A 24,924-nucleotide genomic window follows, 5' to 3' on the forward strand; every position below is an offset into this window, starting at 1 on the left:
TCACCAACCTCTTCCTGTACCAGTTGCAGCGCCACTCCGATCACCACGCCAACCCGACCCGCCGCTACCAGATCCTGCGCAGCATGAAGGGCTCGCCCCAGCTGCCCGGTGGCTATGCCTCCATGATCGTTCTGGCGGTCTTCCCGCCCGTCTGGCGCGCGGTAATGGACAAGAGGGTGCTAGACCACTACGACGGCGACATCACGCGAGCTAATATCGACCCCAAGAAGCGTGACAAGATCCTCGCCAAGTACGGTCAAGCAAACACTGTGGAAACTGCCTAGGAGGTCGGGCCCGATGAGTCGATTCGTCTGCCCTGTATGCGACTACGTGTACGACGAGGAGAAGGGTGCCTCCCGCGAGGGGTTCCCGCCCGGGACCCTCTGGGCCGACATCCCGGATGACTGGCCCTGCCCCGATTGCGGGGTCCGTGAGAAGGTCGATTTCGAGCCTGCATCCTGAACATGACGTGCTCCCAGCCTGAGGTGGACAACCACAGGCTGGGAGTTCGCGCAACTACGGCTGCGCGCCGAATTGACAACGCCGTCGACGATTGTGAGATGGAAACGACATGAGCACCGAGTACAAGCTCTATCGCTGCCTGCAGTGCGGATTCGAGTACGACGAGTCCGAAGGGTGGCCCGAGGACGACATCGCGCCAGGAACCCGCTGGGAGGACATCCCGGACGACTGGAGCTGCCCGGATTGCGGCGCGGCCAAGTCTGACTTCGAGATGGTAGAGGTCTCGCGAGCGTGAGCGAAGGTATAGCGCCAGACGGAACCGTTGTCATCATCGGCTCGGGAGTGTGCGGAGCCACGGCCGCCGAGACCCTTCGCAAGGAAGGGTTCGCCGGCAAGATCGTGATGATCAGCAGTGACACCGAGTACCCCTACCGGCGCCCGCAGTTGTCCAAGGAGCTCCTCGAGGGGAAGGTCACCGTCGAGCGCTCGAGGCTGCGGCCCCCGACCTTCTGGGACGAGCAGAACGTCGAGATCATCTCCGGGACCACGGTCGCCGGGATCAAGCCAGCCGATAAGAAGATCGTTCTCGAGAGCGGCGCGGAGCAGCCCTACGATGCGCTTCTCGTCGCCACGGGCGGCCGCCCCCGGATGATGCCCGGCCTCGATCCCGAGTCCCAGCCGAACGTGCACTACCTGCGGAGCATTTCGGACGTGCCCACGTTGCGCGAGGCCATCGACGGCAAGGGCAAGCTGCTCATCATCGGCGCCGGGCTGATCGGCTCCGAGGTGGCGGCGACGGCGCGCACCCTCGGCTCGGAGGTCATCCTCCTCGAGGCTGCCGAGCGCCCGCTCGCGCGGATGCTCCCCGAGCCCATCTCGCGGCTCTACGCGAAGATGCACGAGGACAACGGCGTGGAGTTCCATGCCGGCGTGCAGCTCGACCGCGTGGACGTCGACAAGAAGGGCGTCACGGCGATCTCGCCGGATGGTCGTAGCTGGAAGGCAGCGGCCGCGCTCGTCTCGGTCGGGATGATGCCCAACGCGGAGCTGGCCGAGGAGGCCGGTCTCGCGGTGGATACCTCGGGCCGCCGCGGCATCATCGTCGACAAGTTCTGCCGCACCTCGGATCCCGCGATCTATGCCGCGGGCGACGTGGCGATGTTCCCGAACCTGCTGCTCGGTGGCATGCAGCGCGTGGAGCACTGGAGCAACGCGCAGGAGCAGGGCGCGCACGCGGCGCGGGCGATCCTGGGCATGCCCACCCCGTACGCCGATGTGCCGTGGTGCTGGACCAAGCAGTACGGCAAGAACCTGCAGATCGCGGGCTGGCCGACGCCCGAGGATGATCTCATCATCCACGGCGATCTCGATGCGCTCGACTTCACGGTCCTGTGCTTGCGCGACGAGCAGCTCGTGGGCGTGATCTCCATGGGCAGGCCAAAGGAGTTCCGGAACGCGAAGGCGCTCATTCCGGATGCGCCGTATATCAACCGGAAGGACCTGGAGGAAGGCGTTCCTGCCACTGCTCCAGTACGGGCGGGCGCGCCAGGCGGCAACGACAAATCGTAGTTGTCTAGTGCTTTGACACCGGGCATGGTTTTGACTAGCATCTTGACCATGCCCGGTGGACGCACGCGAGTCACGTACCAGGAAGCCGCGCGGCGACTGCTGCGGGACTCCGTCCTCGATGCTGTCCGGGAGCTCCTCGATGAAAAGGAGTGGTCCGACATCACCATGGCCGAGGTCGCCCGGAGCGCCGGGGTGAGCCGCCAGACGCTCTACAACGAGTTCGAATCCCGCCAGGGCGTGGCGCAGCAATACATCCTCCGCCTCGTCGATCATTTCCTCGATGAGGCAAACGAGGCAGTGCAGACGCATGTCGGGGATGCCCGCGGTGCTATCGGCGACGCGTTCCAGCGCTTCCTCGGCGCCGCCACCCAGGATCCTGCCGTGCGATGGGCCCTGCTCGGCCGCGCGAAGGCAGAGATCCTCAGCCTCATCACCACTGACGGCTGGCCCGTGCTCGAGCGAGCAGTGGACCGCCTGGCCCACATCATGCAGGACAACTGGCCGCGGCTCGACGAGCGCGAGGCGCAGGTGACGGCGATGTATGTCGGTCGCATAGCGCTGAGCTTCATCGCCATCCCGCCACGGGCTCCCGATACCATGGTCGAGGACTTCACCGATTTCGTGGCGCCCTATCTCGAGGCCGCCTATCGGAAGGCTAAGGCTCGCGACATCGCGCCGTCCGCGTGATTCCCGGTCGCCCAGCGGCTAGCCTGGCGGTGCGCACCCCGAACCCAGCTCCTGGCCGCGAGGGCCAGGCCAGCAGCGGATCGCCCCCGCGTCCAATCCCAGCGCTATCGCTGGAACGTATGCCTAACGACGATGGAACAGGCCGTCACGCGGCCCCAACAAGAAGATGGTGACGATAATGTCGGCTCTGCCGGTCGCAGACGTCAAGAATGGAATCGAGCACAAGGTCGCCGACCTCGGGCTCGCCGAGTTCGGCCGCAAGGAGATCCGCCTTGCCGAGCACGAGATGCCGGGCCTGATGTCCCTGCGCCGCGAGTACGCGGAGGTGCAGCCGCTCAAGGGCGCGCGCATCACCGGTTCGCTGCACATGACCGTTCAGACCGCGGTGCTGATCGAGACCCTCACGGCGCTGGGCGCGCAGGTGCGCTGGGCATCGTGCAACATCTTCTCCACCCAGGACCATGCGGCAGCCGCTGTTGTCGTCGGGCCGCACGGCACTCCCGAGGAGCCCCGCGGCACCGCGGTGTTCGCCTGGAAGGGCGAGACCCTCGAGGAGTACTGGTGGTGCGCCGAGCAAGCGCTCACCTGGCCGTCCGCCGACGGCCCCGCCAACATGATCCTCGACGACGGCGGCGACGCCACCATGCTTGTCCTGCGCGGCGCGCAGTTCGAGGTCGCCGGCGTGGTCCCGCCGCTCGACGAGGAGCAGCATTCCGCCGAGTACAAGGTCTTCCTGGAGCTGCTGCGCGCGTCCGCGGCCACTGACCCGGCCAAGTGGAGCACCATCGCCAAGTCGGTTCAGGGCGTGACCGAGGAGACCACCACCGGAGTCCTCCGGCTCTACCAGTTCGCCGCTGCCGGCGAGCTGACGTTCCCCGCGATCAACGTGAATGACTCCGTCACCAAGAGCAAGTTCGACAACAAGTACGGCACCCGCCACTCGCTGATCGATGGCATCAACCGGGGCACCGATGTGCTCATCGGCGGCAAGAAGATCCTCATCTGCGGCTACGGCGATGTGGGCAAGGGCTGCGCCGAGTCGCTCGCCGGGCAGGGTGCCCGCGTGCAGGTCACCGAAGTCGATCCCATCAACGCGCTGCAGGCCCTGATGGACGGCTATGACGTCGTCACCGTCGAGGAGGCGATCGGCCAGGCCGACATCATCATCACCTCCACCGGCAACAAGGATGTCATCACCCTCGATCACATGCGGGCGATGAAGCACCAGGCGATCCTCGGCAACATCGGTCACTTCGACAACGAGATCGACATGGCCGCCCTCGAGCGCAGCCCGGAGACCTCCCGCATCAACATCAAGCCGCAGGTCGATGAGTGGGTTTTCGCGGACAAGGCCGGCAACCCGCTCAAGTCGATCATCGTCCTCTCCGAGGGGCGCTTGCTCAACCTCGGCAACGCGACGGGGCATCCCTCGTTCGTGATGAGCAACAGCTTCTCCAACCAGGTCATCGCCCAGATCGAGCTGTGGACGAAGAACGACGAGTATGACAACGAGGTGTACCGCTTGCCCAAGCACCTCGATGAGAAGGTCGCACGCATCCACGTCGAGGCGCTGGGCGGCAGCCTCACCAAGCTCACCAAGGAGCAGGCCGAGTACATCGGCGTGGACGTCGAGGGCCCCTACAAGCCGGAGCACTACCGCTACTGATGATGGGCATGCTCGTCGTCCTCGAGGGGCTCGACGGCTCCGGGAAGCGCACTCTCGCCGCGGCACTGCGGCAGGAGCTCGCTGACCGGGGCCTGCGCGCCACAAGCCTGGCGTTCCCGCGCTATGGGCAGTCCCAGCCCGCTGACATCGCCGCGGAGGCGCTGAGGGGCCAGCACGGCGATCTGCTGGCCTCGATCAATGGCATGGCCGTGCTGTGGGCGCTGGACCGTTACGGGGCGCGCCCCCTGCTGGAGCAGTTGCGGCAGGAGCACGATGTGGTGCTGCTCGATCGGTACGTCGCCTCCAACGCCGCGTACTCCGCCGCGCGCGGCGAGGCCGGGGCCGAGCACGCCACCATGGAGTGGGTGCGCGAGCTCGAGCACGATCGGCTGGCCCTTCCGGAGCCGGCCCTTTACATCCTTGTCGACGTCGAGGCGGCGGTAGCGGAGCAGCGGGCCCGCCACCGCGAGGCCACCGAGCCTGGCCGCGGGCGGGATGCGTACGAGCGGGACTCCACCCTGCAGGATCGCACTGCCACCATCTACCGGCAGCTCGCGGAGCAGCAGTGGACCTCGCCGTGGGTGGTCTTCCGCGGCTCCGCCGGGGACGGCGCCATCGAGGCCCTCGCAGGACGCATCGAGGACATCCGTGCGGCAGGCGATGGGCGGCGCTAGAGTGGTGGGAAGCGCGGCGCGCCGGCGGCGTCAAAACCACGCTTGCAGGCATTTGAGTGTAACGATATGGGTATGAAGCCGAAGATTCTGGTTGTCGACGATGACGCAGCGCTCGCCGAGATGCTGACCATTGTGCTCCGTGGTGAGGGATTCGAGCCCTACGTCGTTGGAGACGGCACGCAGGCATTGAGCGCGGTCCGGGACATCCGCCCCGACCTCGTGCTCCTTGACCTGATGCTGCCCGGAATGAATGGCATCGATGTGTGCCGGGTGCTGCGCGCTGACTCGGGCGTTCCGATCGTGATGCTGACCGCCAAGACCGACACCGTCGATGTGGTGCTCGGCCTGGAGTCCGGTGCCGATGACTACGTGATCAAGCCGTTCAAGCCGAAGGAGCTCGTGGCACGCGTGCGTGCCCGGCTGCGCCGCCGCGAGGATGAGCCCGCCGAGCTGCTGAGCATCGGCGAGGTCGAGATCGATGTGCCCGCGCACAAGGTGACCCGCAATGGCGAGCTGATCAACCTGACTCCACTGGAATTCGACCTGCTGGTCGCGCTGGCGCGCAAGCCCCGCCAGGTCTTTACCCGCGAGGTGCTGCTCGAGCAGGTCTGGGGCTACCGGCATGCCGCCGATACCCGTCTGGTCAACGTGCATGTCCAGCGCCTGCGCGCCAAGGTCGAGAATGATCCCGAGAAGCCCGAGATCGTGCTGACGGTGCGGGGGGTTGGATACAAGGCCGGACCGCCGTGATCGGTCGCGCCCGCACCCGGCGCAAGATCAATGGTCGGACCACGAGGTGGGTGCGCAGGTTCAGGGCAATAGGCTCGGCGCTGTCGCACTGGTGGCGCCGATCACTGCAGCTACGAGTCGTTGTGTCCACGATGGCGCTGTCGCTCGTCGTCATCCTGGCGCTCGGATTCGCGCTGACGAACCAGCTCACCGCGCGAATGCTCGAGGCCAAGCTTGCTGCTGCGGTGCAACAGCTTGATTCGGCCCGGCAGACCGTGCAGCGGGAGCTTGCCGGGGCGGGGGACACCACGTCCCGCCAGGGCCGCATCAATAGCGCGCGCTCGGCGCTCAATTGGCAGGTCGACAACGAGCAGAGCACTGGCGGCGCGGGATTGTGGACGCCGGTGCTCATCGCGGCCGATCCGGAAGCGACGCAGGGCCTGACCACCAGCGGTGCCGTGGAGCAGATCCCGGAATCGCTGCGCGACTATGTGCGCCAGGGCCAGGTCTCCTACATGTACTCGACCGTTCCCGCGTCCGAGACCAGTGTCGTGTCCGCGTTGATCATGGGCACGCCCACCGCGTCAGACATTCCTGGCCTCGAGCTCTACCTCGTGTTCCCGCTCGAGAGCGAGGCCCGGAGCTTGTCCTTGATGCGGGGAACCGTGCTCACCGGCAGCGCCGTGCTCCTCGTGCTGCTGACCGCGATCTCGCTGCTCGTGGCGCGCCAGGTCGTCATCCCGGTGCGCTCCGCATCGCGGATCGCGGCCCGCTTCGCCGAGGGCAGGCTGAAGGAACGCATGCCCGTGCGCGGTGAGGACGACATGGCACGCCTCGCCATGTCGTTCAACGAGATGGCGGAGAGCTTGTCCCGCCAGATCACCCAGCTCGAGGAGTTCGGCAACCTGCAGAAGCGTTTCACCTCGGATGTGAGCCATGAGCTGCGTACTCCGCTGACCACCGTGCGCATGGCCGCCGACGTGATCTACGACAGCCGCGACGAGCTCGACCCCATGCTCGAGCGCTCGGCCGAGCTGATGATGCGCGAGCTCGACCGATTCGAGAGCCTGCTGGCCGACCTGCTCGAGATCAGCCGCCACGATGCGGGCGTCGCCGAGCTCTCGGCGGAGCAGATCGACGTTCGCTCGTGCGTGCACGCCGCGCTCTCCACGGTGCAACGCCTCGCCACGGACGCCAGCATTCCGTTGATCGTTGACATCCCCGACGATCCGATCATCGCCGAGGTCGATCCCCGCCGCGTCGAGCGCGTCGTCCGCAACCTCCTTGCCAACGCCATCGATCACAGCGAGGGCAACCCGGTGCTGCTGCGGATGCGCGCCGACAACGACACCCTCGCGGTCCTCGTCCGCGACTGGGGCGTGGGGCTCAAGGCAGGCGAGGAGAAGCTGGTGTTCAACCGCTTCTGGCGCTCCGATCCCTCGCGAGTCCGGCGCTCCGGCGGCACCGGACTGGGCCTCGCCATCAGCGTGGAGGACGCCCGGCTGCACAATGGGCGCCTCGACGCATGGGGGGAGCGTGGCTACGGCTCGGTGTTCCGCCTCGCGCTCCCGCTCACGCGCGGCCGCCGGGTCACCACCTCGCCCTTGCCGCTCAAGCCTGATCCCGAGGACATGGACATGCCGGTGATCGCCCCGGCCACGGAACCAAGCACCAAGTCCGAGGTGGAGATCATGCTCGATCCGATGGAATCATCAGCAGTGTTCACGCCCGACGAAGTCACCGACTCCCGTCCAAGCAGGGACCAGGAGGACGCGGGGTGGCGCGCGCAATGATGAGCGAGCAGCGCCCCAGCGCTCGGCGGGCCCAGCGCACTCTGGGCTGGCTGGCCCTCGCTGCGGCCACCATGCTGGTGGCCGCGTGCACCACACTGCCGACGGATTCCCAGCCCCGCGCTATCGGCACCATCCCGCAGGAATCCATCGCCACGTCGGTGCCCGAGCCCACCCCAGGGATCGACGCGTTCCCCCTGGTGCGCGAGTTCCTGCGCGCCAGCGCTGATCCCCGGGGACGGCACGCGGCTGCCCGCAAGTTCCTCACGCCCTCCGCGGACAGCCAGTGGAACGACAACGCGAACATCGTCATCGCGAACCGCATCGACGTGCTCTCCGAGGGGCTGCGCACCGCCGACACCGCGACGTTCGCGATCCGCGCGGAGAAGGTGGGCCAGCTCAGCGCCGACGGCGTCTTCACCGCCGAGGAAGGCACCGTCGAGTCCCAGGTCACGGTGGTCATGAGCGAGGGCGAATGGCGCATCGAGGAGCTCGACAATGGCGTGGTCATCGAGCGCCCGCATTTCCTGACCAGCTACGAGCGGTTCTCCGTGTACTTCCTGGACGGCTCGGGCGAGCATCTTGTCCCGGACCTGAGGTGGGCCGCGGTGGCCGAGGACCAGAAGGTCTCGCAGCTCATGGCGATGCTCATCGACGGCCCGAGCTCCCGGCTCGCGCCCGGCGTGCGGACCCGCTTCAGCGGCGATGTGCGCCTGCGCGGTCCCATCACCAAGGCCGACGGCCGGGCCTCGCAGGTAGGCGTCGGCCTCGGCGGGGTACGCATGGACTTCCAGGGCCTGGGATCGGCATCGCTCGAGGAGCGCAGGCGGCTTGCGGCGCAGATCGTGTGGACGCTCGATAGCGCGGGCATCCCCGGGCCCTACCTCATCGAGGCGGACGGTGCCCCGCTGGTCGAGGAGCAAGCATCCGGATGGGGCCTGCAGGACGTCGCGGCCATGGATCCCGCGAGCAGCACCGCCACCGAGGTGGGGCTGCACGCAGTGGTCGAGGGCCGGGTCGTGGCCGTGACCGATTCCTCGATAACCCCGGTGCCCGGGACTGCCGGGGCGCTCGACAGCGTCGAGTCCGCGGCGATCTCCCATGATGGGCGTTCCGTAGCGCTCGTTGCCCGCAGCGACCAGTCCGACGAGGCGCCCTACCAATTGCTCATCGGCGACTACGGGGGCGCGCTGTCCGTCGTCGGGGAGGGCATGTCCATCACGAGGCCCACATGGTCCACCAGTGCCGACGCGGCGTGGGCAGTGATCGAGGGGGAGACCGTCACACGGGTCGCCCGAGACGCCGGGACCAGCACGTTCTCCACGACGACCGTTGAATCCGGGGCGCTCTCGGCCCTGCAGGGGCAGATCACCAGCCTGCGCCTCGCCTCCGATGGCACCCGGGTAGCGCTGATCATCGGTGGCCGCGTCCATGTCGCCGTGGTCGCCGAGCCTCGTGCCGACGAGTTCACCTTGGTCAACCCGCAGCCTGTAGCGCTCAACCTGACCGATACCGCGGTGGCGCTCGACTGGGGCACGCCCGACGCCCTGCTCGTGGTCCGCGGCGTCGCCGATGCTCCCGTGGCGCGGGTCTCGGCCGACGGCTCGCGCGTCGAGCAGCTTCCGCGCAGCAACCTCTCGCCCCCGGTGACCGCCGTGGACGCCTCGCCGACCACTGAATACGTCACGGATTCCCGCGGCGTGCTGCGGCTCGGCCGCGATGAGCCGCAGGGCGAGCGGTTCTGGCGCGAGGTCACCCGTCTGATGGGGACCGACGCCAAGCCCATCCTCCCGGGCTAGCAGCGCTGGGCCGCCGATCCATCGGCTGTGGATAGCGCGGCGGTCATCCACAGATCCCGGACCACGGGCGCTCAGAGAAGCGGCGGTGCCGCAGGATCGTGGGCATGCAAGCCTTGTGGGAACTCATCGTGCCTCGTGAATGCGGGGGATGCGCGACGCCGGGAACGAGCTGGTGCGAAGCGTGCGACGACACTGTGCCGTGGGTGCCCGCGCGGTGGATGCCCCGGCACGATCCAGGGGTGCCGGTGTGGACGCTGGCCCGGCACAGGGGCCCTCTGCGCCGCGCCCTCGCGGGGTGGAAGGAGCAGGGGCGCAGTGATCTCGCGCCGGTTCTCGCGCACCGGGTGGCGCACGCGCTGGCCATGACCGGCGGCAACGCTCTGGGGGAAGGCACGCTCGCCGGCCGCACCGTGCTCATCCCCGCCCCGAGCCGCTGGTGGGCCACCCGCATGCGCGGCCATGATGCCATCGCCAGTCTCGCGTCGCAGTCCGCCCGGCTCCTCGAGGAGCATGGCGGTGGCGAGGCTGTCGCGGAGCGAGCGCTCGCGCTGCATTGGCGGGCGCGGGAATCGGTGGGCCTGACGGTGCGCCAGCGCGCCGCGAACGTGCGCGGCCGGGTCCGCGCACGCGAAGCCTGGCGAAGCACTCCGAGCAGCGCAGCGAAGCAGGAGCAGGCCCGTGTAGTACTTATCGACGACGTCGTCACCACGGGCGCGCTGCTCGCGGAATCGGTCCGTGTACTGCGGGAATGCGGTATCCCTGTGGGCATGGCGATGGTCCTAGCGGCGGCCTGAACGGACCAGGGCAAATTTTCCGTGACTTTTCGGTCCGAACGGTAGCGCGGGGGGAAACGACGTACTACCGTCGCGTTCACAACCCGTAGCACGGCGATGTGGGGAGGTGAGGTCATCGATCCCTTGTGCCGGGCGTGGTTGAAGAAGTTCCCGGCACTCTCGCACTGCATGCTGACACCGCAGGAACGGTGAGCAGCGGAATCTGGGAGGTATTGTGTCGACTGTTTCTCAAGCGGATCTTGTCCGGGCCCGAAACGGCGAGCCAGTAGAGCTCGACGAGGCCACCGAGGATCGCGGCAATCACGCGGACATTGTTGTCAAGGGCCGAAACGTCGAGGTTCCCGATCATTTCCGGATCCATATCGAGGAGAAGCTGGGTCGTCTCGAGCGGTTCCACCACGATGTCTATCTGTATGACGTCGAGCTCCAGCACGAGAAGAATCGTCGCCAGGCCAAGCATTGCCAGCGCATCGAGATCACCGCGCGCGTCAAGGGGCCTGTTATCCGGGCGGAGGCGTCCGCCGAGAATTTCTACGCAGCGCTCGAGATCGCGGTGGACAAGCTCGAGAGCAGGTTCCGCAGGACGCGCGACCGGCGCAAGGTCCATCACGGAACCCGCACACCGATCTCGGTGGCCGAGGCCACGGCAGCAATGGTCAACGAATCCCTGCTCGAGCCGGGGTCTCCCTCGCTCAACGGCCACGCCCGGGAGAACAGCGCCACGGAGGACATGGTGACTGCCGCTGAGAGCGTGCCGGACGAGGCGATGGAGGAGTATCCAGGTCCGGGGCACATCGTGCGCACGAAGGTGCACTCGTCCAAGCCCATGACCGTCGACGAGGCCCTGTACGAGATGGAGCTCGTAGGGCATGACTTCTATCTGTTCCATGATGTGGATTCCGACAGTCCCTCGGTGGTGTATCGGCGCCATGCCTTCGACTACGGTTTGATCAGGCTGGCTTGAGGAAAGCGACGGATCACGATCCGCGCTCTACCATGGAGTCCGGCTAGGTGGATGCCTAGCCGGATTTTCCATGGCAGGACACCGCCCCGGGGGTGGTCACGCCGACCGGGTGCACGCTGTCACGACGACGATTGAGGAAACCTGTACATGCTCTCGAAGCTGCTGCGAGTGGGCGAAGGCCGGATGGTCAAGCGGCTCCAGGTCATCGCGGACCACATCGGAACGCTCTCGCCCGACGTGGAGAAGCTGTCGGATGATGAACTGCGCGCCAAGACTGACGAGTTCAGGCGCCGCCACGAGGCCGGGGAATCACTCGATGACCTGCTCCCCGAGGCGTTCGCCGTCGCACGGGAGGCATCGTCGCGTGTGCTGTCCCAGCGGCATTTCGATGTGCAGGTGATGGGAGGCGCTGCGCTGCACCTCGGCAACATCGCCGAGATGAAGACCGGCGAGGGCAAGACCCTCACCTGCGTGCTGCCCGCCTACCTCAATGCCCTCTCCGGCAAGGGCGTCCACGTGGTGACGGTCAATGACTACCTCGCCAAGCGCGACGCCGACTGGATGGGCCGCGTGCACCGGTTCCTCGGCCTCGAGGTCGGCTCCATCCTGTCCGGCATGACGCCAGCTCAGCGGCGCGCCGCCTACAAGGCCGACATCACCTACGGCACGAACAACGAGTTCGGGTTCGACTACCTGCGCGACAACATGGCGCATGCCATGGAGGAGCTCGTGCAGCGCGGCCACAACTTCGCCGTCGTCGATGAGGTCGACTCCATCCTCATCGACGAGGCGCGCACCCCGCTGATCATCTCGGGCCCTGCCGATGGATCATCCAAGTGGTACGGCGAGTTCGCGCGCATCGTTCCGCTGATGGAGCCCGACGTCCACTACGAGGTGGACATCAAGAAGCGCACCATCGGCGTCCATGAGCTCGGCGTCGAGTTCGTCGAGGACCAGCTCGGCATCGACAACCTCTATGAGGCCGCCAACTCGCCCCTCGTCAGCTACCTCAATAACGCCATCAAGGCGAAGGAGCTGTTCCAGAAGGACAAGGACTACATCGTCCGCAACGGCGAGGTCATCATCGTTGATGAGTTCACCGGGCGCATCATGCAGGGCCGTCGCTACAACGAGGGCATGCACCAGGCCATCGAGGCGAAGGAAGGCGTGGAGATCAAGGCCGAGAACCAGACCCTCGCCTCGATCACCCTGCAGAACTACTTCCGCATGTACGACAATCTGTCCGGCATGACTGGCACCGCCCAGACCGAGGCCGCCGAGCTGCACCAGATCTACGGTCTCGGCGTGGTCTCCATCCCGACCAACCGGACGATGCAGCGCGTGGACCAGGCCGACCTGATCTACAAGACCGAGCGGGCCAAGTTCGACGCCGTCGCTGATGACATCGCTGAGCGGTACCACAAGGGCCAGCCCGTCCTCGTGGGCACTACCAGCGTGGAGCGCTCGGAGTACCTCTCGCAGTTGCTGCAGCAGCGCAAGATCAAGCACAGCGTGCTCAATGCGAAGTATCACGAGCAGGAAGCGCAGATCATCGCCGAGGCCGGGCGCGCCGGATCGGTGACAGTGGCGACCAACATGGCCGGCCGTGGTACCGACATCGTGCTCGGCGGCAACCCCGAGATCATTCTCGACATGAGGCTGCGCGCCATGGGCCTCGATCCCGTCGAGCATGACGAGGAGTACCAGGCCAAGTGGGACGCCCAGATCAACGACGTTCGCGCCGAGGTATCCGCCGAGGCCGGAAAGGTCCGCGAGGCCGGGGGGCTGTACGTCCTCGGCACCGAGCGCCACGAGTCGCGGCGCATCGACAACCAGCTCCGTGGCCGGTCCGGCCGCCAGGGTGATCCAGGCGAGTCGCGCTTCTACCTCTCGCTCGGCGATGAGCTGATGCGCCGCTTCGGTGCCGTCGAGGTCATCATGTCCCGGCTCAACCTGCCCGAGGACGTGCCCATCGAGTCCAAGATGGTGTCGCGCTCGATCCGCTCCGCGCAGACCCAGGTGGAGCAGCAGAACTTCGAGATGCGCAAGAACGTCCTCAAGTACGACGAGGTGATGAACCAGCAGCGCAAGGTCATCTACGCCGAGCGCAACCGCATCCTGCGCGGCGAGGCGCTCGATGGCCAGATCAGCCACATGATCGACGATGTCATCACCGCGTACGTCAACGGAGCCACAGCCGAGGGCTTCGCCGAGGACTGGGATCTCGAGCAGCTCTGGGCCGCGCTGAAGACCCTCTACCCGGTGAGCTTTGGCTGGCAGGAGCTCGCGGGCGAGACCAAGCCCGGCGAGCACTCCGAGCTCACCCGCGAACAGCTTCTCGCCGCGCTCCTCGAGGACTGCCACGCGGCCTATGCCAAGCGCGAGTCCGACATCGAGGCCGTCGCCGGGGAAGGCTCGATGCGTCAGCTCGAGCGCCGCGTGCTGCTGTCCGTGCTCGATCGCAAGTGGCGCGAGCATCTCTACGAGATGGACTACCTCAAGGAAGGCATCGGCCTGCGTGCCATGGCGCAGCGCGATCCGCTCGTCGAGTACCAGCGCGAGGGCTACGACATGTTCACCGGCATGATCGACGGCGTGAAGGAGGAAGTCGTTGGCTTCCTGTTCAACGTCTCGATCGAGCAGCAGCCCTCCCGGACGGTCCAGCCTGCCGCAGGGCTCGGTGGCGCGGGCGCGAGCCCGCTCGCCCAGGCCGCGGCCGCCTCGCGTGCCCGGCAGGCCCAGGCCCAGGGCGCGGCCCCGCAGCGACCGGCCCAGGATCCGGCTCCGGCCCAGCCCGCGGCAGGCAACGCCCCGCAGCCCCTCGGCGTGCAGGCGAAGGGCCTCGAGGAGGATGAGCGGCAGCCAGCCCGGCTCACCTACAGCGGCCCGTCCGAGACCGGCGAGACGCAGGTTCGTGGCGAGAACAACACCGTCGAGGAAGGCGTGAGCACCAACCGTCGCGTGCGGCGCCAGGCCGAGAAGGAGCGCAAGAAGGCCACCCGCGGGCTCCGGCGCTAGGCACCACCGAGCGGGTGGGCGGGTGTGCGGCGGGTGTGCGCCCGCCCGGCTCGCGAGAGTGCGATAAACGACAGGCTTGAACGCGGAAGCTGTCGTTTATCGCACTCCGGTGGCCAAGTCGCACTCTCGCGACCGAGCCACACCGGCGCCCGCGCCCGCGCCCTCACCGGCGCCCGCGCCCGCGGCCGAGCGCGAGCCGCCCTAGCCGAGGTCGAGAGCGGTGCAGTGCCATGCGCCGTGGCGGCTGATCTCGAACCGCGCGGCGATGGCGAAGACCCGCTGGCCCCGCTCGCAGGTGCACGATGCCTCGATGCAGTGGGCCGTCACGGGGCGCACGTGCACGCTGAGTATCCGGGCCGGGGGCATGCTCGCCGGGCACTGCTTGGATCTCTCGGCGAGCAGGTCGATCACGGCGGGCGTCGCCGCGCGCCTGAGGTGGCCGGTGTCCCGCCGCTGGTCGAGCACGTCGATCATGAGGCGGAACAGTGCAGCGGCGGCGCGCGAGGAATGCCCTGCTGCTGGGTCGCTGGCGCGGCGATGGAGCGGGTTGGGTCGTCGGCGCGAGCTAGTCCCTGGTAGCCGACGCGGGGCAGCGCAGGGCTTGGCGTGGCGCCCGGGGGAGGGCTCGCTCCGCGGGAGCTCAGCGATGCGCGCGCTATGGATGCGCGCGAGGTCAGTGCGCGCGATGGGGCGTGGTGATGGTGTGGCCATGATGGTCCCTCCGTGTCCGCTGTGATGCGGGCGCCGTTCGTCGCGGCGTCCGAATCGTCCTTGTGGATCGTCTAGCGGCCGCGCGGAGAGGAGCGAGGCAGCATCAGACTACCGCGCCGTGTCAAGTGCTCGCCGCGCTCGGCCCGGTGGACCGGACATGGTGGGCTCAAACCGGGTAGTCTGTGGTGCGGTATCGCTGAGGAAGCGTGAGTGAGGGAGATTACAAGCTTGGTGCCGGTGTGTCCGCGCCGCCACATCGGGGGGGTCGTGAGAAAGGTTTCCGCGTCGCGCGGTGTTGACTCCTGCCCGGTGCATGGTGGTGCAAGGTGGCGCGCCTGCGTGGGGGACCGGGAGGTCGTGCTGTGGTGAAGAAGCTATCCAATCTCGACGCCTCGTTCTACTACATGGAGGAGAGCACGACGCCCATGCATGTGGGCACGTTGGCGATCTTCCAGAGCTCCGATGATGAGCAGCTCGACTATGACAGCTTGCTCAATCTGGTGGAGGAGCGGATCGGGCTGGTGCCGCAATACCGCCAGAAGGTGCGCGAGGTAGCGCGTGGCCTGGGGCGACCGGTATGGGTCGATGACGCGGATTTTGATATCACCTATCACGTGCGTCGCTCGGCATTGCCGCGGCCGGGCGATGATGAGCAGCTCCATGACCTGATCGCGCGGCTCGTCTCGCGCCCGCTGGATCGGTCGCGGCCGCTGTGGGAGATGTATCTGGTCGAGGGATTGTCGGCTGGTCGCTCGGCGATCTTCATCAAGTCGCATGAATCGCTGGTCGATGGCATCGAGAACATGGAGATCGGGCAGGTGATCTTCGATCGCAAGCCGCGCCCGGCGGAGCTCTCGGACGACCTGTGGATGCCGGAGCGCGAGCCCGGTGACCTGCGGCTCGTCGCGGGTGCCGTGATGGATCTCGTATCCCGCCCGCGCGATGGCGTGCACACACTGCGCATGGCGACGAAGGATGTATCGGCGACGGTGGGCAAGGTCGCGCAGGGCGCGGGGAAGGTTGCCTCGATGGTGTGGTCGGCGGCGAGCACCGCGCCCACGAGCCCATTGAACGTCACGATCTCGCGGAACCGCCGGTATGCGGTGTCGGCGAGCTCCCTGGATGAGTTCCGGCGGATCCGTGCCCGTTATGGCTGCACGGTCAATGACGTGGTGCTCTCGGTGATCACCGGCGCGCTGCGCAACTGGCTGGTATCGCGGGGGGAGCCGGTCTCGGCGTCCTCGACGGTCCGGGCGCTCGTGCCGATGGCGGTCTACCTCGAGGGCGCGCTCGATGGCTCGGGCGGCGAGGCCCGCCGCAATGTCTCGTCCTTCCTGATCGATCTGCCGGTGGGGGAGCCGAACCCCGTGGTGCGTCTCTCGCAGGTAGCGCATGCCACGGAGGTCCATGCCCATTCGGGACGCTCCGTGGATGCGGGCACGCTGGTGCAGCTCTCGGGCTTCGCGCCCGCGACGCTGCATGCGATGGGCGCGCGCGTGGCGAGCTCGTTCCCGCAGCGGGTGTTCAACCTGATCGTCACGAATGCCCCCGGCCCGCAGTCCCCGCTGTACTCGGCCGGGGTGCGGATGACGGAGATGTATCCGGTGCCGCCGCTGGTGAAGAACCAGGCTCTTTCCATCGGAGTGACGTCGTACAACGGTCGGATCTATTTTGGGCTGAACGCGGATCGGGGAGCGATGTCCGACGTTGATGTGTTCGCGTCGATGCTCGCCGAGTCGCTCGATGAGCTGCGCGAAGCGTGTGGCTGAAGGAGTTCGAGTGCGGATCTATGTGCCGGTCACGGTCAGGATGCTGCAGCAGCTCGTCGCTGATGAGCAGTTGTTCCCGGTCGGGGGCACGGCCTTCGCGGTGACCCCGGCGTTGCGGGAGGCGTATGCCTCCGGTGATGAGGAGGAGCTTGCCGAGGTGGCGATGCGCGATGCTGGGCGCGGTTCGCTGCGCCTGCTCGCCGCCGAGATCGATGGCGCCGGAACTGAACGCGCCGGAACTGATGGCGCCGGGACCGAAGGGCCAATCTTGCGTCGCGCGGTGCTCGCGGTGGATGCCGACGACGCGGTGCTGCGACCGGATCTCGACGATGCGGTAGTGAAGGTCTCCGGCCCGGTGCGGCTCGCTGACGTGGCGAGCGCGCATATCGATCTGGCTGGCGCCGAGGAATCGATCGCGCGACTATTGCCCGTGATCGACCAGGCGGACCTCGGGGACGAGGACGCCGAGCTCGCGCTCGGTGACGTCGAGGATCACGATCTAGCCTGGTATGCCACGCAGGAGCTGCATTTCCTGCTGGAGCTGTTGTAAGCAATGGGGCTGCGGAAGTGGCTGGAGAAGCCGATCGAGGACCTGCCAGCGGTTGCGGATCGCAGGCTGCACGCGACCCGCGCGGTACTGACTCGCTTGACCACGCCCCTCATTCCGGATGACTACCTGCACCTGATCAATCCGTTGTGGTCGGCACGGGAGCTGCGGGGCCGGATCGTCGAGGTCCGCGCCGAGACGGCGGATTCCGCGACGGTCGTGATCAAGCCGGGCTGGGGATTTGATCATCGCTACCGGGCCGGGCAGTTCGTGGGCATCGGGCTGGAGATCGATGGCCGCTGGCACTGGCGCTCCTACTCGTTGACGAGTTCCCCGCGCGAGGGCGGCGGGACCATCTCGATCGCGGTGAAGGCCATGCCGGAGGGGTTCCTGTCGTCCCATCTCGTCGACGGGGTGGAGCCCGGCACCATCATCAGGCTCGCTGCCCCGCAGGGCGAGTTCGTCCTGCCCGAGCCACCTCCACGGAAGATCCTGTTCGTGACGGCCGGCAGTGGCATCACCCCGGTGGTCAGCATGCTGCGGACCCTGGATAGTCGTGGCGGGGCGCCGGATATCGTCCATGTGCATTCCGCTCCGCGGGAGAGCGATGTGATGTTCCGCGGGGAGCTCGCCCGGCTTGAAGCGCGGCCCGGCTACCGGCTGCATCTGCAACTGACGGACGATCATGGCTTCTTCTCCCCGGCGATGCTCGACGTCATTGCTCCGGACTGGCGGGATCGGGAGGCGTGGGCGTGCGGCCCGCAGGGGCTGCTCGATGCGATGGAGGCGCAGTACCAGGCGGAGGGCGCTGGGGAGCACCTGCACGTGGAGCGATTCACGGTGGACCGTTCCGCGCACGCGACCGATGGTGGCACGGTGCGCTTCGCCCTGTCGGGCAAGGAGGTCGCGGTCGACGGCGCGACGACGCTGCTCGAGGCGGGCGAGCAGGCGGGGGTGCGCATGCCATTCGGGTGCCGGATGGGCATCTGTCACACATGCGTCACGCAGCTAGGGGCTGGTTTCGCGCGGGATCTGCGCAGTGGCCGGGAGGCAAGCCCGGGGGAGCGGATCAAGACCTGCATCTCGGTCGCTGCGGGGGACTGCCAGCTGGTACTGTGATTCAGATCACCATCGGATCCCCGTAATCTGCGGTGCAGTAGCCTGCGTGCAGGTAGTTAATTTTTGTCGCTTCGCCAAGGACGGTTGCGGATGGCCATCACCAACATCAAGGAGTACGCGCACCTCACGCCCGAGGATGTTGATGCGCTCGGCCGCGAGCTTGACAAGATCCGGGCGGAGATCGAGGCATCGCTCGGCGAGCGCGACGCCCGCTACATCCGCAACACCATCCGGTTCCAGCGCGGCCTGGAGATCGCCAGCCGTGGCGTCCTGTTCGCTAGCTGGTTCCCGCCGGCCTGGCTCCTTGGCACCGTCGGCCTCGGCCTCTCCAAGATCATCGAGAACATGGAGATCGCGCATAACGTCATCCATGGCCAGTGGGATTGGATGAACGACCCCGAGATCCACAGCAGCTCGTGGGAATGGGACATCAGCGACCCGTCGGCGCACTGGAAGCAGACCCACAACCACTTGCACCACAAGTACACCAACATCATTGGCCTCGACCCCGATGTGGGCTACGGCGTGCTGCGCGTCACCCGGGACAGCGAGTGGGCGCCGTTCAATCTCGGCAACCCGATCTACAACCTCGTGCTCGCCCTGCTGTTCGAGTATGGAGTCGCCGTCCAGCACCTTGAGCTCGCCAACGTCGCCGCTGGGCTGAAGGACATGGACGAGTTCGCGGAGCAACGCGATGAGGTGCTGCGCAAGGTGCGCAAGCAAGTGGCCAAGGACTACCTGTTCTTCCCCGTCCTCACCGGCCCAGCGTTCCTCACCACGCTCGCCGCGAACATCGGTGCGAACATCATCCGGAACGTCTGGGCGCACGGCATCATCTTCTGCGGGCACTTCCCCGACGGGGCCGAGAAGTTCACCCAGGAGCAGTACCTCAGCGAGACCAAGGGTGAGTGGTACCTACGGCAGATGCTCGGATCCGCCAACTTCAAGGCGGGCCCGATCATGCGGTTCATGAGCGGCACGCTGTGCTACCAGATCGAGCATCACCTGTTCCCGGACCTCCCCAGCAACCGGCTCGAGGAGATCTCCAAGCGGGTGCAGGTGCTCGCCGAGGAGTACGACCTGCCCTACACGATGGAATCGTTCCCGAAGATGTACCTGCAGACCTGGCGGACCATCTTCAAGCTGGCCCTGCCAGATCGGTTCCTCACCGGCACAACCGATGATGCCCCCGAGACCAACTCCGAGCTGAAGTTCCGCATCGCCGGCGGCTTGCGCGACACCTTCATCGGCGCTGACCCGGTCACTGGTGCCCGGCGCGGGCTGCGGACCGCGCTCGCTTCGCGGCGCAAGCGCCCGGGCCTCGTGCTCGCGCTCCGCAAGGTCATCACCGGCCAGCCCGCGGGCCCCCGACTTCCCGAGCCGGTCGCGGCCTGACTCCAACGCGCTAGCCGGGCGCGCCGGTCACCAGGGGTCGTTGGTGCCCAGCGCCTCGAGCAGCAGGCGCACCGCCATGGCCCTGCGCAGCACGGCACCCTCGAGCTGATCGAACGCGCACCCTGGATCCTCCGGTGCCCCGAGGTGCCCGCAGCCGCGCGGGCAGCGCTCCACGATCTCGGTGAGATCGTCGAACGCCGCGACCACGTCCTCGACACCGATATGGGCGAGGCCGAAGGAACGTACTCCTGGTGTGTCGATCACCCATCCGCCACCAGGAAGAGCCAAGGCGACCGACTGCGAGGAGGTGTGCCGGCCCTTGCCGACGCCCGATACCCGGCCGGTCGCCCGGTAAGCATCCGGGACCAGCCGATTGACCAGGGTGGACTTGCCCACGCCGGAATGGCCGATCATCGCGGACATGGTCCCGGAGATGTGTTCGAGCAGCGGCTTGAGATCATCCTCGACTCCCGTGGTCACGATGGGGAGGTCCAGTCCGTCGAAATGCGCGGTGAAGGTGCTCGGGTCCGCGATATCGCTCTTGGTGACGCACAACACCGGCTTGAGCCCGCCCACGTACGCGGCGATCAGGGCGCGCTCCACGAACCCCGTGCGTGGCGGGGGCTCCGCCGCCGCGACAACGATCAGCAGCACCGTGGCATTGGCCACGACGATCCGCTCGAACGGATCGGTATCGTCAGCGGTGCGGCGCAGCACGCTCGTGCGTTCCTCGAGGCGCACGATCCGCGCCAGGGTGTCGTGGGTGCCGCTCGTATCGCCGACGATGCCCACATGGTCGCCGACCACGATCGGGGTGCGACCGAGCTCGCGGGCCCGCATCGCCACTACGAGGCGCTCGCCGGGCTGTCCGTCGAGGACCATGCAGCCCCAGCGGCCCCGATCCACCGAGACCACGAGGGCCCGCTCGGCATCGAGGTGCTCGGGGCGGGTCTTGGTGCGCGGCCGGGTGCCCTTGCCCGGGCGGATGCGCACATCCGATTCGTCGTAGCGGCGACGGGTCAGCGTGGATCGCCCCCTTCGAGCATGCTGTTCCACATCCCGTCGAAGCCGGGAAGCGTCTTGGCGGTGGTGCCGATGTCATCGACCTCCACGTCGGGGACGACCAGCCCGATGATCGCCCCAGCCGTGGCCATGCGGTGATCCGCGTAGGCATGCCACAGGCCACCGCGCAATGGCACCGGGGAGATCTCCAGGCCATCCTCGGTCTCCACGCATTGCCCGCCGAGCCGGGTGATCTCGGTGGCGAGCGCGGCCAGGCGATCGGTCTCGTGGCCACGCAGGTGCGCGATGCCCCGCAATCGTGACGGGGCCTCCGCGAGGGCCGCGAGCGCCGCGATCGTGGGCGTGAGCTCTCCGATATCCCCGAGGTCCGCATCGATGCCCGCGAGGGCGCCGGTGCCCGTGACGGTGAGGCCATCCGCGTCCAGCCGGACCTCGCACCCCATGCGCTCGAGCAGGACACGGATCTGATCGCCCGCCTGCGTCGTCTCCTTCGGCCAGCCTGGCACCGTCACCGAGCCCCCGGTGACCGCGGCGGCCGCGAGGAAGGGCGTCGCGTTCGACAGGTCGGGCTCGATGTCCCACGTCGTCGCGGCCACGGGCGTGGGCGCGATCCGCCAGGTCGTGGGCTCGGGCCGCTCCACGGTGACCCCGGCCTGGGCCAGCATCTCCACCGTCATGTCGATGTGCGGCGTGGAGGGGACCTTGCCGCCCGAGTGCCGCACCGTGACGCCCTGCTCGAAGCGCGCCCCGGCGAGGAGGAGGCCCGAGACGAACTGGGAGGACCCCGAGGCATCGATCGTTACCTCGCCTCCCCGCACGGCTCCCGTGCCCCGGACGGTGAAGGGCAACGCTGATCCCTCGACGTCCGCCCCCAGGGCCCGCAGCGCGTCGAGCGTCACGCCCTGGGGGCGGACGCGGGCCTGCTCATCGCCATCGAACCGCACCGCGCCACTGGCGAGCGCCGCGACGCCGGGCAGGAAGCGCATCACGGTGCCGGCGAGCCCGCAATCGATATCCGTGCCATGCAGCGGGCCTGGCTCCACGAGCAGCTCGGTGGGGGACTGCTCAGTGATGCCGGTGCCGAGCGCGCGCAAGCCCTCGATCATCAGGTTCGTGTCCCGGCTGCGGAGCGCGCCGCGCACCGTGGACGGGCCGTTCGCCAGCGCCGCGAGCACCAGCGCCCGGTTGGTCGCCGATTTCGATCCGGGGACGGCAACGACAGCGGAGATCGGGGCAGGATGATGCGGGGCGCGCCATGAGCTCATGCGCCCATCTTCTCGCATCCGGCACGCCCTCCGCGACAACGGGGCCGATCGGGCCGGCTCGATCGCGGTGAATTGTCAGGCACTCGTGCCACGATGGAGCCATGTGCGGACGATACGCGGTGACCGCGGACCCTGCGACGCTCGCGGAGGAGCTCGATGCTCTGGACGAGACCGAGGGCGCGGCCCGGACCGGATACAACATCGCGCCCACCACGGAGATCGCGGCGGTCGTTGACCGGCATGATCACTCCGGGGGCGACGACAATGCCGGGGCAGCAGTGCGGCGCAGGATCAGGGCGATGCGCTGGGGGCTTGTTCCGGCGTGGGCCAAGGATCTCCAGTCCGGGCCCTTGCTGTTCAACGCGCGCTCGGAGACGGTGGCGACCAAGCCCGCGTTCCGCACGTCCTATGCCCGCCACCGGTGCCTCGTGCCGATGGATGGCTGGTACGAGTGGATGCCCGCCACGAGCGGCAGCCGCCCTGCCAAGATTCCGTACTTCATGAGCCGGCACGACGGTGAACGGCTCTATGCGGCCAGCATCTGGTCGGCATGGAAGAACCCCAAGGGGCCCGGTGACGGCACCACAATGCTGAGCTGCTCGATCCTCACCACGGCCGCAGTAGGGGACCTCGCGGCCATCCACGATCGCATGCCCCTGATGCTCCATGCGAGGCAGTGGGATCAATGGCTCGATCCCGATGGAGGCCCGCCCGACGCGCTGCTCGAAAGCCCCGGCGAGGCCTTCGCGTCGGCGATCGCCATCCGCGAGGTCCGGCCGCTGGTCAACAGCGTCCGCAACGATGGCCCCGAGCTAGTCGAGCCCGTGCCCGGGGCGAGCGACGGCGATGATGCACCGGCGTTGTTCTAGGAAGCGCGGCGGCATCCTCGAGCTGCGCGGGAACAAAAGCCCTCGTCCACAGGTTGCACCGGACGGACGATAAACAAGGGGCGATCAGTGTAAGAGGTGTCGCGTGGGCTCATTGTGCATGGAAGCGCCGGTGGATCAGCGCCTCGGGCAGGCGGTAGTCTTGAAGACTGCTATCAGTGAAGGGGCGCCTGTGCCAAAAGCGAATCAGTACAGCCCGGCGGAGGGCACTGACGAGTCAGACAACGCCGTGGAGACCGCCACGCAGCTAGTGGAGCGGTTCGAGCGAGACGCCATGCCCATGATCGACCAGCTCTACGGGGCAGCGCTGCGGATGACGCGCAACCCCACCGATGCTGAGGACCTCGTCCAGGAGACCTACCTCAAGGCGTACTCCGCGTTCAGCTCGTTCAAGAAGGGCACCAACCTCAAGGCGTGGCTGTATCGCATCATGACCAACACCTATATCAATGGGTACCGAAAGAAGCAGCGGCAGCCCGCGCAGTATCCCACTGACGAGATCACCGACTGGCAGATGGCCGCATCGGCCGAGCACCAGTCCACCGGCCTGAAGTCCGCCGAGGTCGAGGCCCTCGATGCACTGCCGGACGATGAGATCAAGAACGCCCTGCAATCCCTGCCCGAGGAATTCCGCATGGCTGTCTACTACGCCGACGTGGAGGGATTCCCCTACAAGGAGATCGCGGACATCATGGGCACGCCGATCGGCACCGTCATGTCCAGGTTGCACCGTGGTCGCAAGCAGCTCCGTGCCGCTCTCGCCGATGTCGCCCGTGACCGGGGATTCATGCGCAACGCCGCAGACGGCGAGGAGGAGAACGCGTGATGAGCAGCCACGACCACACCGGCTCCGGCCTGGATCCCCACGATGATGGCCACGATCACGAGCATGGGCTCGACTGCTCCGCAGTGATGGCTGACGTCTATCTCCTGCTCGACAACGAATGTGCCGACGGGGTCCGCGAACGGCTCCAGGCGCACCTCGACAATTGTGGTCCATGCCTCGAGCACTACGGCATCGAGGAGAAGATCAAGCGCATGCTGTCTCGAAAGTGCGCGGGGGAGCGGGCCCCCGAGAGCCTGCGCGAGCGCCTCACCCTCGAGATCCGGCGCCAGGTCATCTACGGCGAGATCACCCGCGTCCGCTACGAGGACTAGCTGCCGGGTCCGCGGGCGGGGGCTGGCCGACGTCCGCGCGGTGGCCGGCGTCCGCGCGGTGGCTGGCCGGCGTCCGCGAGTGGTGGCTGGCGGCAAAAGCACCGGAAACGGGCAAACGCGATAGAAGCTGACCAGGATATTTCACGGCTTCTATCGCGTTTGCTGTCGTGGCACGCCCCCGAGCCGGCACGCCCCCCCAGGTCAGGATTCACGCCTGCAGGAACACCTGTGGGGCCTGACCGGTGTATCGGTCGGGCCCCACAGGTGACGGCTCAGAGCGTTCGGTGCTCAGGCGTTTGGGCGCTTGCCGTGGTTTGCCTTGTTCTTGCGGCGGTCACGACGCTTGCGGCCTCGCTTGCTCATGGGCTGTCTCCTTGGACATGAAATGGTTATCCACGCATTGGGTTGCCGATCCAGTGTACTCGTTGCCGGAGCATGCTCCGCACAGCAGCGGCACAGCAGCCGCACAGCAGCGGCACGGCACGGCACAGCCCTGCGCACGGCCCAGGACAGCCTCTCGTGCGCCCTCCGCCATGCCTTGGCTGCCCTGCTGGCTTTTGGCGCGCGCTGTGTCCGCGGAGCCGGTAGCGGCGCGCTAGTTGCCTGCCGGTGCGAGGTGGCGGGTAGTGACTGGGCTAGCCTTGGGGGATCAGTGTGATCGATGTCGCTGCGGAGGAACCCATGGCGGAAAATGTGCGTGCGGAAATGGTCGCGAAGGTGCTCGATGTCGTGGTCCATCCTGGTGATGTCGTGAAGGAGGGGGACACTCTCGTGCTGCTCGAGTCGATGAAGATGGAGATCCCCGTCTTGTCCGAGTTCAACGGCACGGTCGACGTCGTGAACGTCACGAAAGATGATGTGATCCAGCAGGGTGACCTCATCGCGGTCATCTCCTAGG

Annotated in this window: 24 protein-coding genes and 1 pseudogene; 21 read left to right on the top strand and 4 right to left on the bottom strand. The window is 67.3% G+C overall.

The annotated features are described in order from the left end of the window. The 13 genes and pseudogenes from HT102_RS08935 to secA form a co-directional block, all read left to right on the top strand. Positions 1-284 (top strand): annotated as a pseudogene (locus tag HT102_RS08935) (alkane 1-monooxygenase); the annotation flags it as partial. A 13-nt stretch (positions 285-297) separates the two neighbouring features. Next, positions 298-462, top strand: coding sequence for a rubredoxin (locus tag HT102_RS08940; protein ID WP_192039062.1), 165 nt, complete (start codon positions 298-300; stop codon positions 460-462). Between the two features lie 109 nt (positions 463-571). Further along, positions 572-757 (top strand): rubredoxin, encoded by a 186-nt coding sequence (locus tag HT102_RS08945; protein ID WP_192039063.1) that lies wholly within the window; start codon positions 572-574, stop codon positions 755-757. Then, positions 754-2,031, top strand: a complete 1,278-nt coding sequence (locus tag HT102_RS08950) for an NAD(P)/FAD-dependent oxidoreductase (protein ID WP_192039064.1) — start codon at positions 754-756, stop codon at positions 2,029-2,031. The genes HT102_RS08945 and HT102_RS08950 overlap by 4 nt, the downstream gene beginning before the upstream one ends. Positions 2,032-2,079: 48 nt before the next feature. Next, a complete protein-coding gene (locus HT102_RS08955; protein WP_192039065.1) occupies positions 2,080-2,718 on the top strand; it encodes a TetR family transcriptional regulator in 639 nt (212 codons plus the stop codon). 166 nt (positions 2,719-2,884) lie between these two features. Beyond that, positions 2,885-4,384, top strand: a complete 1,500-nt coding sequence (gene ahcY / locus HT102_RS08960) for an adenosylhomocysteinase (protein WP_192039066.1) — start codon at positions 2,885-2,887, stop codon at positions 4,382-4,384. 2 nt (positions 4,385-4,386) lie between these two features. Further along, positions 4,387-5,058 (top strand): dTMP kinase, encoded by a 672-nt coding sequence (locus HT102_RS08965; protein WP_192039140.1) that lies wholly within the window; start codon positions 4,387-4,389, stop codon positions 5,056-5,058. Between the two features lie 72 nt (positions 5,059-5,130). Then, entirely contained in the window at positions 5,131-5,808 is a 678-nt protein-coding gene (gene mtrA, locus HT102_RS08970) for an MtrAB system response regulator MtrA (protein ID WP_149361265.1), read from the top strand. After that, on the top strand, positions 5,805-7,580 hold the full coding sequence (gene mtrB / locus HT102_RS08975) for an MtrAB system histidine kinase MtrB (protein ID WP_192039067.1): 1,776 nt from the start codon (positions 5,805-5,807) through the stop codon (positions 7,578-7,580). Before mtrA ends, mtrB begins: the two co-directional genes overlap by 4 nt. Beyond that, positions 7,565-9,376 (top strand): MtrAB system accessory lipoprotein LpqB, encoded by a 1,812-nt coding sequence (gene lpqB / locus HT102_RS08980; protein ID WP_333473359.1) that lies wholly within the window; start codon positions 7,565-7,567, stop codon positions 9,374-9,376. Before mtrB ends, lpqB begins: the two co-directional genes overlap by 16 nt. Positions 9,377-9,615: 239 nt before the next feature. Next, positions 9,616-10,170 carry a ComF family protein gene (locus tag HT102_RS08985; protein WP_192039068.1) on the top strand — a complete coding sequence of 185 codons (555 nt, stop codon included), beginning with the start codon at positions 9,616-9,618 and terminating at the stop codon, positions 10,168-10,170. Between the two features lie 310 nt (positions 10,171-10,480). Continuing rightward, complete coding sequence (gene hpf / locus HT102_RS08990; RefSeq protein WP_408611339.1) at positions 10,481-11,134, top strand: ribosome hibernation-promoting factor, HPF/YfiA family; 654 nt, start codon at positions 10,481-10,483, stop codon at positions 11,132-11,134. Positions 11,135-11,281: 147 nt separating this feature from the next. Next, positions 11,282-14,152: a preprotein translocase subunit SecA gene (gene secA, locus HT102_RS08995; protein WP_192039070.1), complete on the top strand. Its 2,871-nt coding sequence runs from the start codon at positions 11,282-11,284 to the stop codon at positions 14,150-14,152. A gap of 201 nt (positions 14,153-14,353) precedes the next feature. Here secA and HT102_RS09000 read toward each other — a convergent pair whose 3' ends face one another. After that, positions 14,354-14,863 (bottom strand): Rv3235 family protein, encoded by a 510-nt coding sequence (locus tag HT102_RS09000; protein ID WP_192039071.1) that lies wholly within the window; start codon positions 14,861-14,863, stop codon positions 14,354-14,356. Positions 14,864-15,225: 362 nt separating this feature from the next. On the opposite strand from HT102_RS09000, the gene HT102_RS09005 reads away from it, so the two are divergent. From HT102_RS09005 to HT102_RS09020, 4 genes are all read left to right on the top strand, one after another. Next, on the top strand, positions 15,226-16,632 hold the full coding sequence (locus tag HT102_RS09005; RefSeq protein ID WP_192039072.1) for a WS/DGAT/MGAT family O-acyltransferase: 1,407 nt from the start codon (positions 15,226-15,228) through the stop codon (positions 16,630-16,632). 10 nt (positions 16,633-16,642) lie between these two features. Then, a complete protein-coding gene (locus HT102_RS09010; protein ID WP_192039073.1) occupies positions 16,643-17,182 on the top strand; it encodes a DUF6912 family protein in 540 nt (179 codons plus the stop codon). Between the two features lie 3 nt (positions 17,183-17,185). Further along, positions 17,186-18,298, top strand: coding sequence for a ferredoxin reductase (locus HT102_RS09015; protein WP_192039074.1), 1,113 nt, complete (start codon positions 17,186-17,188; stop codon positions 18,296-18,298). Between the two features lie 90 nt (positions 18,299-18,388). Then, positions 18,389-19,693, top strand: coding sequence for a fatty acid desaturase family protein (locus HT102_RS09020; RefSeq protein ID WP_192039075.1), 1,305 nt, complete (start codon positions 18,389-18,391; stop codon positions 19,691-19,693). A gap of 27 nt (positions 19,694-19,720) precedes the next feature. On the opposite strand, the gene rsgA is transcribed toward HT102_RS09020, so the two are convergent. Together rsgA and aroA are read right to left on the bottom strand one after the other, a co-directional pair. Continuing rightward, positions 19,721-20,749 (bottom strand): ribosome small subunit-dependent GTPase A, encoded by a 1,029-nt coding sequence (gene rsgA / locus HT102_RS09025; protein WP_456298953.1) that lies wholly within the window; start codon positions 20,747-20,749, stop codon positions 19,721-19,723. Continuing rightward, entirely contained in the window at positions 20,713-21,981 is a 1,269-nt protein-coding gene (aroA, locus tag HT102_RS09030) for a 3-phosphoshikimate 1-carboxyvinyltransferase (RefSeq protein ID WP_192039076.1), read from the bottom strand. The genes rsgA and aroA overlap by 37 nt, the downstream gene beginning before the upstream one ends. A gap of 101 nt (positions 21,982-22,082) precedes the next feature. Here aroA and HT102_RS09035 point away from each other — a divergent pair, with 101 nt between their 5' ends. The 3 genes from HT102_RS09035 to rsrA all read left to right on the top strand — a co-directional run bounded on the left by HT102_RS09035 (position 22,083) and on the right by rsrA (position 24,026). Further along, positions 22,083-22,850, top strand: coding sequence for an SOS response-associated peptidase (locus HT102_RS09035; RefSeq protein WP_192039077.1), 768 nt, complete (start codon positions 22,083-22,085; stop codon positions 22,848-22,850). Between the two features lie 118 nt (positions 22,851-22,968). After that, a complete protein-coding gene (locus HT102_RS09040) occupies positions 22,969-23,694 on the top strand; it encodes a sigma-70 family RNA polymerase sigma factor (RefSeq protein WP_192039078.1) in 726 nt (241 codons plus the stop codon). Further along, on the top strand, positions 23,694-24,026 hold the full coding sequence (gene rsrA / locus HT102_RS09045) for a mycothiol system anti-sigma-R factor (protein WP_192039079.1): 333 nt from the start codon (positions 23,694-23,696) through the stop codon (positions 24,024-24,026). The genes HT102_RS09040 and rsrA overlap by 1 nt, the downstream gene beginning before the upstream one ends. A gap of 288 nt (positions 24,027-24,314) precedes the next feature. Here the strand turns inward: rsrA and HT102_RS16430 are convergent, their stop codons facing one another. Continuing rightward, on the bottom strand, positions 24,315-24,389 hold the full coding sequence (locus HT102_RS16430) for a 50S ribosomal protein bL37 (RefSeq protein ID WP_131245889.1): 75 nt from the start codon (positions 24,387-24,389) through the stop codon (positions 24,315-24,317). 318 nt (positions 24,390-24,707) lie between these two features. Here HT102_RS16430 and HT102_RS09050 point away from each other — a divergent pair, with 318 nt between their 5' ends. After that, positions 24,708-24,923 (top strand): biotin/lipoyl-binding carrier protein, encoded by a 216-nt coding sequence (locus HT102_RS09050; protein ID WP_192039080.1) that lies wholly within the window; start codon positions 24,708-24,710, stop codon positions 24,921-24,923. Position 24,924: the final 1 nt, after the last annotated feature.

This window comes from Lolliginicoccus lacisalsi (genome assembly GCF_014841105.1).
GTDB lineage: Bacteria > Actinomycetota > Actinomycetes > Mycobacteriales > Mycobacteriaceae > Lolliginicoccus > Lolliginicoccus lacisalsi.